The 13,438-nt window shown below is 43.2% G+C and carries 13 protein-coding genes; 10 read left to right on the top strand and 3 right to left on the bottom strand.

What is annotated here, in order from left to right:
• Window positions 1-4: 4 nt before the first annotated feature.
• Window positions 5-868, bottom strand: coding sequence for an N-acetylmannosamine kinase (locus IUZ65_RS21830; RefSeq protein WP_195706112.1), 864 nt, complete (start codon window positions 866-868; stop codon window positions 5-7).
• 1 nt (window position 869) lies between these two features.
• Window positions 870-1,568 carry an N-acetylmannosamine-6-phosphate 2-epimerase gene (locus tag IUZ65_RS21835; protein WP_195706113.1) on the bottom strand — a complete coding sequence of 233 codons (699 nt, stop codon included), beginning with the start codon at window positions 1,566-1,568 and terminating at the stop codon, window positions 870-872.
• A 257-nt stretch (window positions 1,569-1,825) separates the two neighbouring features.
• Here IUZ65_RS21835 and IUZ65_RS21840 point away from each other — a divergent pair, with 257 nt between their 5' ends.
• The 10 genes from IUZ65_RS21840 (at window position 1,826) to IUZ65_RS21885 (ending at window position 12,079) form a co-directional block, all read left to right on the top strand.
• A complete protein-coding gene (locus IUZ65_RS21840; protein ID WP_195706114.1) occupies window positions 1,826-2,791 on the top strand; it encodes a sialic acid TRAP transporter substrate-binding protein SiaP in 966 nt (321 codons plus the stop codon).
• Window positions 2,792-2,865: 74 nt separating this feature from the next.
• Complete coding sequence (locus IUZ65_RS21845; protein WP_195706115.1) at window positions 2,866-3,372, top strand: TRAP transporter small permease; 507 nt, start codon at window positions 2,866-2,868, stop codon at window positions 3,370-3,372.
• Window positions 3,373-3,378: 6 nt separating this feature from the next.
• Complete coding sequence (locus IUZ65_RS21850) at window positions 3,379-4,662, top strand: TRAP transporter large permease (RefSeq protein WP_195706116.1); 1,284 nt, start codon at window positions 3,379-3,381, stop codon at window positions 4,660-4,662.
• Window positions 4,663-4,746: 84 nt separating this feature from the next.
• Window positions 4,747-5,637, top strand: a complete 891-nt coding sequence (locus IUZ65_RS21855; protein ID WP_195706117.1) for a dihydrodipicolinate synthase family protein — start codon at window positions 4,747-4,749, stop codon at window positions 5,635-5,637.
• Between the two features lie 234 nt (window positions 5,638-5,871).
• A complete protein-coding gene (locus IUZ65_RS21860) occupies window positions 5,872-6,741 on the top strand; it encodes an N-acetylneuraminate lyase (protein ID WP_195706118.1) in 870 nt (289 codons plus the stop codon).
• 61 nt (window positions 6,742-6,802) lie between these two features.
• The gene (locus IUZ65_RS21865; protein WP_195706119.1) at window positions 6,803-7,636 is read left to right on the top strand and encodes a MurR/RpiR family transcriptional regulator; all 834 of its coding nucleotides are present in this window, start codon (window positions 6,803-6,805) and stop codon (window positions 7,634-7,636) included.
• A gap of 176 nt (window positions 7,637-7,812) precedes the next feature.
• Window positions 7,813-8,973, top strand: a complete 1,161-nt coding sequence (locus IUZ65_RS21870) for an N-acetylneuraminate epimerase (RefSeq protein WP_195706120.1) — start codon at window positions 7,813-7,815, stop codon at window positions 8,971-8,973.
• A 15-nt stretch (window positions 8,974-8,988) separates the two neighbouring features.
• Window positions 8,989-10,050: a YjhT family mutarotase gene (locus IUZ65_RS21875; protein WP_195706121.1), complete on the top strand. Its 1,062-nt coding sequence runs from the start codon at window positions 8,989-8,991 to the stop codon at window positions 10,048-10,050.
• Between the two features lie 167 nt (window positions 10,051-10,217).
• Window positions 10,218-11,384, top strand: coding sequence for an MFS transporter (locus tag IUZ65_RS21880; RefSeq protein WP_195706122.1), 1,167 nt, complete (start codon window positions 10,218-10,220; stop codon window positions 11,382-11,384).
• Between the two features lie 179 nt (window positions 11,385-11,563).
• The gene (locus IUZ65_RS21885; RefSeq protein WP_195706123.1) at window positions 11,564-12,079 is read left to right on the top strand and encodes a hypothetical protein; all 516 of its coding nucleotides are present in this window, start codon (window positions 11,564-11,566) and stop codon (window positions 12,077-12,079) included.
• Between the two features lie 43 nt (window positions 12,080-12,122).
• Here IUZ65_RS21885 and glgC read toward each other — a convergent pair whose 3' ends face one another.
• Window positions 12,123-13,340 carry a glucose-1-phosphate adenylyltransferase gene (glgC, locus tag IUZ65_RS21890; protein WP_195706124.1) on the bottom strand — a complete coding sequence of 406 codons (1,218 nt, stop codon included), beginning with the start codon at window positions 13,338-13,340 and terminating at the stop codon, window positions 12,123-12,125.
• Window positions 13,341-13,438 lie beyond the last annotated feature (98 nt).

A 13,438-nucleotide genomic window follows, 5' to 3' on the forward strand; every position in this document is an offset into this window, starting at 1 on the left:
TCGATCACTCCGTGAATTGATGTGCGGCACCTAATAGGCAAGCATCGTGACTTCCGCTTGCCGCGACAACGCCCACACGAAATGGCGCAGGACGATTACCTATTTCAATTTGTACTCGGGATAGGTAACCTTCTGCTAAGCCAACTCCACCCCCTAGAACGATGATATCCAGATCTAAGCTGGCTTTTAGATTGCAACAAAGTGTCGCTATCGCCTTTGCACTCGATTGAATGATGGATTTAGCCTGAGCATTATTACTGGCCATAGAGAATAGCTCAATGTTGGTTATGTCAGGTGAAATGACGTTTTTCGCTACCTTATTTATTGCCGTTCCGGAAGCAATAGCTTCAACGCATCCCTTTTGACCGCAACCACATTCATGACCATTTTGGTCAATCACCATATGGCCGATATGCCCGGCAAAATTGTTCGCTCCCTTGTGAAGCTGCCGATTCAATACCAGTCCACCACCAACACCGGTAGATACGGTGATGTAAGCCATATTCTGAACGCTGTCATTGAGCTGCAAAAACTCAAACCACGCTGCGGCTTGTGCATCATTTAGCATGGTGACAGGGAGGACAGTGAGCGCGGTTAATGCATGATGCAAAGGGAAGGGTGTTGGAAAAGAGAGCGTATCAGGATTAATGGCCGTGATACCCTCTGATGTTACTAAGCCAGTTGTGGATACGCCGATGCGGTCAACTCTTGATAGCCAATGATGGCATTCATCTACAATGGCTTTAGCGAACTGTTCAGCAGAACGGACTTTAGGTGTCGGGATTTGCCTGCGTTCCTTCAGTTCTCCTCCCGTTACTAAACCAAGAGCGATTTTGGTTCCACCAATGTCGATAGCTAGCGTATTCATTTTAACGTACCTCTGCTGATTGTGTCGCCGAGTTAAACCAATCAGTCACTATTTCTAATCGTGTTATTGCGGAACCAACAGTAACGGCAACCGCGCCATTTTCGATCGCCTTAGCGGCAAGCTCAGGCGTATTATAACGACCTTCGGCCATAGTGAAGAACCCTGCCTGAGAAAATTGCCTAACGAGCTGAAGATCGGGTTCGGTCGGTTCAGTGTCACCGCAATAGCCTGACAATGTCGAACCGATGATATCCACACCGTGGTTGTGTGCCCAAACCCCATCCTCAAAGCAAGAACTGTCTGCCATCGCGAAGCATCCGGAGTTTTTGATCGCGGTGGCAATATGTTCTCTTGATTCTGGTCTTTTTCTGTCCGTGGCATCAAAAGCAATAATCGTCGCTCCGGCATTTGCCAAAGCATCAACATCGGTTACAAATGGAGTGATACGCACTGGGCTATCGTCCAAATCTCGCTTAACAATAGCAATAATTGGGATATTAACCGCCTTAGCGACAGCCGTTACGTTCTCTGCCCCTTCTATTCTTAGTCCTTTTGCTCCAGCTTGCTCTGCCGCAATGGCCATGGCGACGATGAACTCGGTTTTCTCGAGTGGGCTGCCAGGTACGGGTTGTATAGAGACAATAGTTTGTTTATGCAGAATCTTCTTTAATTCATTGATTTTTAAGTTTTTATTTTTCATTGCTGCCTCATAATATATTATTTTTATAAGGAAATATGTGACAAAAATCGTGGCGATACATAGCCTACTAACCGAGCAAATACATTCATTTGATGAAATATTGCCCGTGATCACATTTCCCATATTCTATAATTGAAAAAATTCTTCATCGACATGATAATCCATAACGAAGATTTTTTTCAAACAAAATAAAATATTTTTTCAAAAAGTTTGAGAGACGTTAAACTTACATTGTGAAAGGAACAAAAGGGAACCATATGAAAACCATGAACAAGATATCAATAGCACTATTAGCACTAGGTTGTGCTGCTTCTGCTAACGCCGCGATGAAACTAAAGATGGGTATGCAACCGTCTGTTGGTTCGGTTGAATATAACTCAGCCGTTGTATTGGCCGACACACTAAAAGAGCTTAGCGGTGGAGAAATTGAATTAGCAATTTATCCTAGTGCTCAACTGGGTGATGACCGTGCAATGATGCAACAAGTAACAATGGGTGACCTTGACTTTACTTACGCTGAATTTGGCCGTGTTGGTTTGTGGCTTCCACAAGCTGCAGCCGTCATGCAACCTTATGTTATAAAAGATTATGACCATATTCGCCGCGTATTTAATAGTCCTTGGGGCTTGGATATACGTAAAGAGATGCTAGACAAATTCCAATGGCGTGCTCTTGATACATGGTACAACGGTACTCGTCAAACAACCTCTAATCGCCCTCTTAATAAAATTGAAGACTTCAAGGGTCTGAAATTACGCGTACCAAATGCAAAATCTCTATTGAGCTATGCAAAATACTCGGGTGCTTCTCCAACACCTATGGCGTTCTCTGAAGTCTATTTAGCGTTGCAAACCAACGCGGTTGACGGTCAGGAAAACCCATTACCAACGATTAAAGCAATGAAGTTCTATGAAGTTCAGGCGAACTTGGCGATGACTAATCACGTCGTTAATGACCAAATGGTTATTATGTCTGACGTAACGTGGAATAAGCTTTCAGAAGAACAACGAGGATTTGTGACCAAAGCGGTAGAAAAAGCAGGCGCAGCACATACGAAAACAGTTCAAGATCAAGAAGCAAGCTTAGTCGCTTTCTTTGAGTCTCAGGGTGTTACCGTTTCTTACCCAGACCTAACTCCGTTCCGTGAAGCAATGAAGCCTTTATACAAAGAGTTTGATGAAGAAATTGGTCAGCCAGTTATTGATAAAGTTGCTAATATGTAACCCCCCGTTACATACATAACTTATTGAGTTGTTGAAACTGAGCTGTCGAATATCGGCAGCTCTGGAGCATTAAAATGTTAGGTAAGATTTTTAAAAATATTGAAGAGATTATAACGGTACCTTTAATGATTATCTTGTTGTGTTTATTGACATGGCAGATAGTTACTCGGTGGCTACTGAATGATCCTTCGCTTTGGAGTGAAGAACTCGCTCGCGTCCTTTTTATGTATATGTCGTTAATAGGCTGCGCGACTGCTATCAAACACAGTTCGCATGTCAAAATAACTTACTTTTCAGACAAGCTGCCTGAAAAGATCAAACTGTGGTTGATAATGAGCCTAGAGTTGGCCGTATTAGCCTCGATAATCGTCATTATTGTTCTTGGTTATCAGCATGTTCAACGCACTGCTTTTTTTGAACTGATCACGTTAGGTATCTCATCGAAATGGATGAACTACAGTCTTCCAATCGGGGGACTATTTATGGTTGTGCGTCAATTGCAGAACCTATCTGATATCGCACGTTCAATTAAAAATTGTGGCGTATCAGCATCCAAAGACTCACAGATAACGGAGAGGTAATCAATCATGGCAGGTTCTATTTTTGGCTGGCTGGCTCTTCTCTTTGCAGGGATGCCAGTAGGATTTTCATTGATGTTCGTTGCGATTGCTTTTTTGGTATTAACCAACAGCACAGGCATCAACTTTGCCGCTCAGCAGATGCTTGGTGGTATCAACAACTTCACACTACTCTCAGTACCATTTTTTGTTCTTACCGGACATTTAATGAATAGTGCGGGTATAACAGAGCGTATTTTTAACTTTGCTAAATCCCTCGTTGGACATGTGACAGGAAGCTTGGGGCACGTAAATATCATGGCAAGTTTGTTGTTTTCAGGTATGTCAGGGTCAGCACTCGCTGATGCCGGAGGTTTAGGCCAGCTTGAAATCAAATCAATGCGAGACGCAAAATATGATGATGACTTTGCCGGTGGCTTAACGGCGGCATCTTGTATTATTGGGCCTCTCGTTCCCCCGTCAATTCCATTGGTTATCTATGGGGTGGTGTCTAATACCTCCATAGGTGCACTGTTTTTAGCGGGTGCGGTTCCTGGGCTGTTATGCGCGGCTGCGTTGATGGTGATGAGTTATGTCATCTGTAAAAAGCGCGGTTATATGACACTGCCCAAAGCCAGTTGTCGTGAACGTTTTATCTCTTTTAAAGAAGCGTTTCTTTCACTTTTGACACCGATCATTATCATTGGTGGCATCTTTTCCGGTAAATTCACACCAACAGAAGCGGCCGTCGTTTCCTCTTTATACGCGTTATTCTTAGGTGTTGTGGTTTACAAACAACTTACGCTCAAAATGTTTGTCGATGTTTTAAAAGAGACGATTAACACGACGGCAGTGGTTGCGCTTATGGTGATGGGCGTAACGGTCTTTGGTTGGATAGTAGCGCGTGAACAGCTTCCTCAAATGATGGCTGATTACTTCTTGACCATCAGTGATAACCCGTTAATTTTACTCTTGCTTATCAACTTGTTATTGCTTTTCTTAGGCACATTTATTGAATCACTGGCTCTATTATTATTGCTGGTTCCATTTTTAGTTCCTGTTGCGGCAGCGGTCGGAATTGACCCGGTTCACTTCGGTGTTATGGCAATATTGAACCTAATGATTGGGATATTAACCCCGCCTATGGGAATGGCATTGTACGTTGTTTCTCGTGTCGGTGATATTCCATTCCATGTCTTGACTCGTGGTGTTATACCGTTATTGGTACCACTGTTTGTTGTGTTGTTTTTGGTGGCGGTATTCCCTCAGATTACGCTATTCCTTCCTGAACTATTGTTGGACTACGGTCAATAAACGAACGCGATTAAAGTTAAAAAAGCATCTTATTCAGTCAGGGTAAATATACCCTGACTATTCAAAAATCTAGGATTAATTAGAATGAAAAAACTACAAGGCTTAATTGCTGCTCCACACACGCCATTTGATACCAATAACAAAGTCAATTTCTCAGCCATTGACCAGATAGCGGAGCTACTTGTTGCACAGGGCGTTAAAGGTGCATACGTTTGTGGTACAACCGGCGAAGGTATCCACTGTTCTGTAGAAGAGCGCAAAGCGGTTGCTGAGCGTTGGGTTAAAGCGGCAGATGGTAGGCTCGATCTTATCCTACATACGGGTGCGCTCAGTATTGTTGATTCATTAGACCTAACTCGCCATGCTGAAACACTCGATATTTTTGCGACGTCAGCAATTGGTCCGTGTTTCTTTAAGCCGGGAAGTGTTGAAGATCTCGTCGATTATTGTGCGCAAATTGCCGCAGCGGCACCGTCAAAAGGATTCTATTATTACCATTCGGGCATGTCGGGCGTAAATCTCGATCTGGAACAATTCCTGATTCAAGGTGATAAGCGTATACCAAATCTATTTGGGGCTAAATTCAATAACTCTGATCTATACGAATATCAACGCTGTGTTCGTGTTGCTGGTGGTAAATTCGACATTCCATTTGGTGTTGATGAGTTCTTACCTGCAGGCCTAGCAGTTGGTGCGGTTGGTGCGGTTGGTAGTACATACAACTACGCGGCGCCATTGTACTTAAAAGTGATTGAAGCCTTCAATGCGGGCAAGCAAGATGAAGTCGCTCGTTTGATGGATAAAGTTATTGCCATTATCAGAGTATTGGTTGAGTACGGTGGTGTTGCTGCAGGTAAAGTGGCTATGCAATTACACGGTATCGATGCCGGTGACCCTCGCACACCAATTAAATCGCTAACAGCGGTGCAGAAAGCCGATGTATTGGCAAAACTACGTGATATTGATTTTCTGTAAACGTCCTTTTGTAGAAAACATATAGAAACCTGAACTGAGATACTCAGGGTTTTAAATGCTGGTTCTGACACATTCGTTCTCCCAAGAAGAGATCGTCAGAAAGGAACCAGCATTGAACACGTACGTCATCCTAATGTTTACAATAAACAAGATGATTTTATTACGAACAAGATCAAAGGAAATGCACCACTACTTTAATAAGTACATTATTTTATTAAAAACGCCGGGGTAAAAATGCAAGGAATATACCTGCCATTAATGACGCCATTTCTTACACATGGAGAGCTCGCTCTCGATAAGATTGAAGCGATGGTAGAGCACCACCTTAAACAGGGTGTCCATGGATTCTACGTGGGTGGAAGTTCATCAGAATGTTTTATGATGTCGCTAGAAGAACGACAAGCAGTATTGAAAGTGGTCTCTCGTATCGTCAATAATCGAGTGCCACTCATTGCCCATGTTGGCGCCATTTCTTTGCATGACGTTAGAATATTGATTGAATGCGTGGCGAATGAATCGTACCAAGCCATATCGGCGACACCGCCGTTTTACTATGCGTTCACTAGGCAAGAAGTGGCTCAGTATTATAAAACCATAGCGACTATTTCGCCGCTTCCTCTTCTTTTATACAATATTCCTGGAACCACAGGCGTGAGTTTTAGCCATCAAGAACTATTTGATCTGTCTTCTTTGGATAATGTTATTGGTATAAAACATACCACTAACGATATGTTTTTTATCGAAAGACTGAGAGCAAGAGATTCGAAATGCGTCATATTCCACGGTGAAGACACGATGTTAGTGAATGGCCTACAGATGGGCGCGAGTGGAGGGATAGGAAGCACCTATAATCTGATGTCGAAACAGTATGTCGATATCTATAATTCGATGTTGAAAGGTGACGTTGAAAACGCGATGCAACTTCAACATGAAGTGAATGAAATCACAGAGCGTTTGGTAAAGGTCGGTATTTATCAGGGTATAAAGTTTGCGATGAAAGAACTGGGTATTGACTATGGTGAGTGTCGAGAGCCCTTTATGCCCCTTAGTGATCTTAATAAGCAGCTGATGACCCAGATGCTAGACAAAATACAACATAGTTAGTGCCAATGTATGTGTGCTCTGTTATTTTAATGATGTATAAAAAATCAATTATGAGGCCATTGTGAATTCGCCTAAAAATCTATTAGTTCGGTTGCGTTCTAACATCGAACCTTTAAGTAAGAAACTAAGAATTGTTGCGAACTATGTATTAGAAAATGCGTACGATGTACAGTTTCAAACGATAACCGAACTGGCTCGAAATACCCAAACCAGTGAAGCCACGGTTGTGCGTCTTTGTCGAGATTTAGGCTATAAAGGGTATTCTGATTTTCGAATGGCCTTAGCGGTTGATGTCAGTCAGGTTGCCCGAGATACGGCGGAGCCGAGTGACGGTGACATCTGCGACATGTCTGCTCAGAGTGCTATCGCAAGCTTACAAGATACGGCTAAGTTGATTGACCGAAAATCGATGAAGCGGATATGTGAGTTGATTCATCATGCTCAATTTATAAGCTGTGTCGGTGTAGGTGCATCGAGCATTGTTGGACGTTACTTGGCTTTTCGCCTGATTAGAATCGGCAAAAGAGTCACCGTGTATGAGGACACACACTTAGCGGCCATGAATGCGGCGCGTTGCAGCGAAGGTGACTTGTGGATCTCTGTATCCAGTTCTGGTTCAACGAAAGAAGTTATCCACGCGGCGAAGCAAGCGTACAAGCGCCATGTTCCAGTGGTGACGTTAACCAATATTAGTCATAGCCCCTTATCCGCCATATCTACTGAAATGTTAGTGGCTGCTCGTCCTGAGGGGCCATTGACCGGCGGTGCATTTGGCTCGAAAGTAGGCGCATTGTTGTTGGTTGATGTATTGGTGAACTCTCTGCTAGAGACTTATCCTGAATACTCTGAATCAGTGCGAGAAACCGCAGAAGTTGTCATGCCTTTAATGAGTTAGTTGCCTGACGGTATTGTAAAAACTCATCATTCGATGGGTTTTTTTAGCATTTAAGATAAAAATATTTTTTATTGTTACATTGATCAAAGAAATATTTTTTCATAGATCGATAATGTGCACGAACCAAAAAAACGAATCATAAAGAAACAATAGGTTTAAATAAGGACATTAGAGTAATGAAAAATAGATTAAATTTTTGTGCTAAAACATCGTTAATGATTACATCATTGTTGGTTAGTGCGTCAGCTTTAGCGGCCAATCAATGGCCCGACTTACCTGTAGGCTTAAAAAGTGGAGTGAGCGCTCAGATAGGTGACAGGTTGTTTGTTGGTTTAGGTTCCGCAGGTAAAGAATTTTACATGTTGGACCTTAACAGTGTTGATAAAGGTTGGCAGAAAAAGGCTAACTTTGATGGTCCTGCACGAAGTGGGGCCACGGCTTCTGTTATTGATAACGAAATCTATATCTTTGGTGGGTCGGGTAAAATACAAGAGTCGGATGCCGCGCCAGTTTTGTTTGACACAATTTATCGTTACAACGTCAAATCAGACGCGTGGGCGCAAGTGAACAGTGCCTCTCCAGTTGGGCTATTGGGTGCCTCATCGTATTCTCCAGACGGCAAAAGCATTGTCTTTTTTGGTGGCTATAACAAAGGTTATTTCGACCAATACCTGTCTGATGTCCTGACGACGGATAAGAATAAAGAGCCTGAAAAATGGCAGAAAATTGTCGATGATTATATGGGCATGAAGCCATCTGGTTACAAATGGAACCGCTCTGTTTTAACGTTTAAACCTGAAACGGGTAAGTGGGTTGATTTAGGGTTGTCGCCTTATCTACCAAACTGCGGTTCAGCACTAATTACGGACGGCAAACAGGCGACAATAATCAGTGGTGAGATAAAGCCAGGCTTAAGAACGGCCGAGGTTAAACAGTATCAGTATGGGCAACCACAACCGTGGCAGAGCCTACATTCTCTTCCTGCACCATCCGGTTCTCCTGTTCAAGAAGGTGTCGCGGGCGCATTCGCTGGCGAAAGTAATGGAGCACTAATCGTTGCTGGAGGCGCAAATTTCCACGGGGCAAAAGGGGCGTTTGAAAGCGGGAAAATGTTCGCACATAACGGCTTTGGTAAAGCATTTAACCCAGAAATGTATGTATTAAAAGATGGCTTATGGGCCCAAGTTAATAACCTACCTGAAGGGCTCGCATATGGTGCTTCTTTTACAACGAACGACGGGGTACTTATCGTCGGCGGTGAAGACGGTGCGCGTAAAGCCAGTAAGACCGCGTACTTGCTAAGCTGGAACGGTAAAGATGTCACCATACAAGATTAACGTTTGGAGTAATAAATGTCTGTAGTTTTTGAAAGTTTGCCAGATTTACCTGAAGGGGTAAAAAACGGCGTCGCAACAAGAGATGGTAAGACGCTCTATGCTGGATTGGGTAGCGCAGGAACGCGTTTCTTTTGCCTCAATTTGGACGACCTATCTTCAGGTTGGCAACGCGCTAATGACTTTCCGGGTGTGGAAAGGAATGACGCGGTATACATTACAGACGAAAAAGGTGTTTGGGTATTCTCAGGGGCTGGAACCCCTGAGGGTTCTCAACATGCACAAGTGCTTGTTGATGTGTATCGATTCGATTTTTTAGACAAAAAATGGCACAAGGTAGCGACGGAGACACCGGTCGGTCTGTTAGGTGGCAGCGGTTGTGAAATATCAAAAGGACAGTTCGTGTTTTTTGGTGGATACAACAAGCAAACCTTTGACAATTTCTGTCAGAAGATGGCAAATATAGATACAGACAAAAACCCACAGCAGCGACAAGTTCTACTGACAGAATTTATGTCTCAAGAGCCTGAAAAGTACGGTTGGAATAAAGATATTATTCGGTATGACACCCATCAAAATCGATGGGAGTTGATACAGGAAAATCCATTTACGGCGAACTGTGGTGCCGCCTTAATCTCGAAAGGCAACAAAGTTACCTTGATCGATGGAGAGATCAAACCGGGATTGAGAAGTACGGAAGTGAAACAGTTTACGTTTGATGAAACCTATCGTTTTGAATCATCAGTTCTTGCATCGATTCATTCAAATAAAGAAGAGCATGAAGGGTTAGCTGGTGCCTATTCTGGTGAATTGAATGGTCACTGTTTTGCGATCGGAGGTGCCTATTTTGTGGGCAGTCAATACAATCTAAGAAATGGACAGTGGTATACGCACCAAGGTTTAACAAAGCACTACAGCGATGCAGTGTGGTGTTTAGATGGTGAGTCATGGAAAATAGTGGCGCGGTTGCCAGAAGGCGCAGCTTATGGTGCATCCGTTAGCTGCGAAAAAGAATTAATACTCGTTGGTGGTGAAAATTTCGACCAACAAGCATTAGTACGTTGTTATTTAATCAGATGAATTTGGGTTACTAGCCCCTATTAGTACTTCTTGATTTATCTGCACTTATTAACAACAGGTTGAATCACCAGCAATTGTCTAGTCAACATTTGCTGGTGATTTGCCACTATCAAACGATCTTCTCTATTATCAAACCATCGGTACACACAAGCCGAAAAGAGCTTTTAATGACAAATAACAAATATCTAATACTCGCGGCCGTCGTATTGCTTCAAGCTTGTATTGGCGGGACCTATTCATGGTCAATTTACGACGCGGAATTTATCCAAAACTATCAAGTCGATCCCGTGTATTCAACGATGCCTTTTAACGTGTTTTATGTTGTGTTTCCTCTGACATTACTGTTTTCTCACCGCATAATTTCTCGTTTTGGTACTCGAATGAGTGCGCAGATTGGTATCGCTCTTTTTGCTTTTGGGTGGCTCCTCTCTAATTTTGGTGACGTTAATTTTATCTTCACCATTATCGGTGTTGGTGTCATAGGAGGCATCGGCGTTGGGCTCACCTACCTTGTTCCCATATTGGTTGGTATAGCGTGGTTTCCCAATAGAGGCGGTTTAATAACAGGATTAGCCGTTGGTGGCTTTGCTGCCGGAGCCGCACTTGTTGGTGAGTTCTCTAATTATCTGATTTATAATGCAGAATTTACGCCGTTTACTGCGTTGTCGGTGGTTGGAGGGCTCTATTTTGTTGTTGGGTTTATACCAGCTACTCTGATGTATCGACCCATGACTGCCTACCATCAATCGAAAGAAACGTTCCATATCAATCTAGGTGACTTGCTCAAAGACCCCTTGTTTTTGGGTTTATTTATTGCGATGACCGTTGGCTTAACGGCTGGTTTCTTTGTAAACAGTAAGATTGTGCTTATTGCTGGAAGTGGATTCGAGTCGTTTATTTCTCTGGTTGCCGTATTTGCGTTGTGTAATGCAATAGGGCGTGTCGCTTGGGGGGCAATGAGCGACATTATTTCTGTGACTAATTGTTTGAAGGCGAATTTATTGCTACAGGCGATATCAATATTTAGCCTGTTATGGCTATTCAACTTTGAGTCGTCACCGCTTGTGTTAGCTGCGTTGGCCGGGTTTAACTACGGTGGAGTTCTTGTATTGTACGCCTCAAGAGTGCGTCAGAAATGGGGAGAAAATGCACTAACCAAGGTATATTCCTGGTTGTTTTTGTCGAACATTGTTGCCGCTATCATTAATTCTTTTTTGAGTGGTATTTTCTCGAACTCTGGAGCAGAGCGTGTGGCGATAATTCTCACCGTAATACTTGTCGTTGGTTTTGCGGGGTTATTCTATAGGCGTAAGCTGGTCAGCATTCCAAGCTAATTTGATTCATAAAAAACACCACAGTCAATATGGTCATGCCGTTCAGTTTAGGCTACTGGCCCTATTACCTTCACTAAATCTACGTCATCTCTACGAAAATTGACCTATTTTCTCGAAAACCGACGTCATCCCCATGAAAATGGGGATCTAATCTCACCAAGATTCCCGTTTTCACGGGAATGACGAAGTATTTAGCACTAACTGAACAGCATTACGTTTTCACGGGGATGACGAAGTATTTAGCATTAACCGAACAGCATTACGTTTTCACGGGAATGACGAAGTATTTAGCACTAACCGAACAGCATTACGTCTGCACGGGAATGACGAAGTATTTAGCACTAACCGAACAGCATTACGTTTTCACGGGGATGACGAAGTATTTAGCATTAACCGAACAGCATTACGTTTTCACGGGAATGACGAAGTATTTAGCACTAACCGAACAGCATTACGTCTGCACGGGAATGACGAAGTATTTAGCACTAACCGAACAGCATTACGTTTTCACGGGAATGACGAAGTATTTAGCACTAACCGAACAGCATTACGTCTGCACGGGAATGACGAAGTATTTAGCACTAACCGAACAGCATTACGTTTTCACGGGAATGACGAAGTATTTAGCACTAACCGAACAGCATTACATTTGCACGGGAATGACGGCGAATAAGTGGGGACTTTCTCTTAACTGATCATCACTGCGCCAATTCGGTATTTCACCATTAAAAATACCTATTATTCGAACACATACGATTCGGGTACTACAACGATACCTTTGTCAGAAATGGTAAAGTGCTTAGTGTCCTCGGCTGGATTAAGTCCGATTTCTGTGCCGTCCGGAATCTTCACGTGTTTATCAATAATGCAGTTTTTAAGTTGGCAGTTTTCGCCTACTTCTACGTGGTCAAAGAGAATGCTATCAGAGACCGTTGCCCCATCATTGACCCGCACGTTAGATGATAAGACAGAATTTTGAACAGATCCGCCAGAGATGATTACACCGCTTGAAATAAGTGAATTGATAAAAATCCCTTCATTGCCTGTTGCAGAAGAGGTCGTTCTCGCGGGCGGTAATTGCGGTTCATATGTGCGGATTGCCCAATCGCGTTGATATAAATCCATCGGAGGAACCGGCTCCAATAAATCCATGTTGGCTTGATAGAAAGAGTCGATAGTACCGACATCGCGCCAGTATGCGTCGTTGGTTACTCGTCCGGTGTCGCCGCCAAATTTATGCGCAAAAACCTTATCCTGATTAATCAGTTTAGGGATAACGTTTTTACCAAAATCGTTGCTAGAGCTGGGGTCTTCTGCGTCTCTTTCTAACGCCTCAGTTAATGCGTCAATAGTGAAAACGTAGATACCCATAGAGGCCAGACTTTTATTTGGGTCGTTTGGGAGTGAAGCGGGTTTTTCAGGCTTTTCTTCAAATGCGATGATTTTGTTTTGTTCATCAGTGGCCATCACGCCAAATTCGCTCGCTTGTTCAATGGGGACTTCCATACACGCGATAGTTAGATCCGCACCTGTCTCTTTGTGGCGCTGAATCATTGGGTCATAGTCCATACGGTAAATATGGTCACCGGAAAGTACCACCACATATTTTGCTTCACTACGAGATAAAAGCCACAGGTTCTGAAAGATGGCATCAGCCGTTCCGCTATACCATTTATCACCTTTTCTCATTTGAGGCGGCACGACAGTAACGTACTCACCGAGTTCTGGATTAAACACTGACCATCCGTCTCGAAGGTGTTTTTGTAATGAATGTGACTTGTACTGTGTGAGGACTAAGATTCGTCGTAAGCCGGAGTGGAGGCAATTAGTCAGGGTGTAATCGATGATTCGATATTTACCACCAAACGGTACTGCGGGTTTTGCACGATTGTCGGTCAGTGGTGACAGACGCGAGCCCATTCCACCGGCGAGTACTACCGTTAAAGTCTCTTGCATTTTTATCACTCCCTGATTAAGTGCATCTTACTAATTATGGATTATTTACGTAGATCGATTCAAGGATCGAGCCAAGTATTAACTCAATGAAATATAAG

Source organism: Vibrio sp. VB16 (assembly GCF_015594925.2).
In the GTDB taxonomy this organism is placed as follows: domain Bacteria; phylum Pseudomonadota; class Gammaproteobacteria; order Enterobacterales; family Vibrionaceae; genus Vibrio.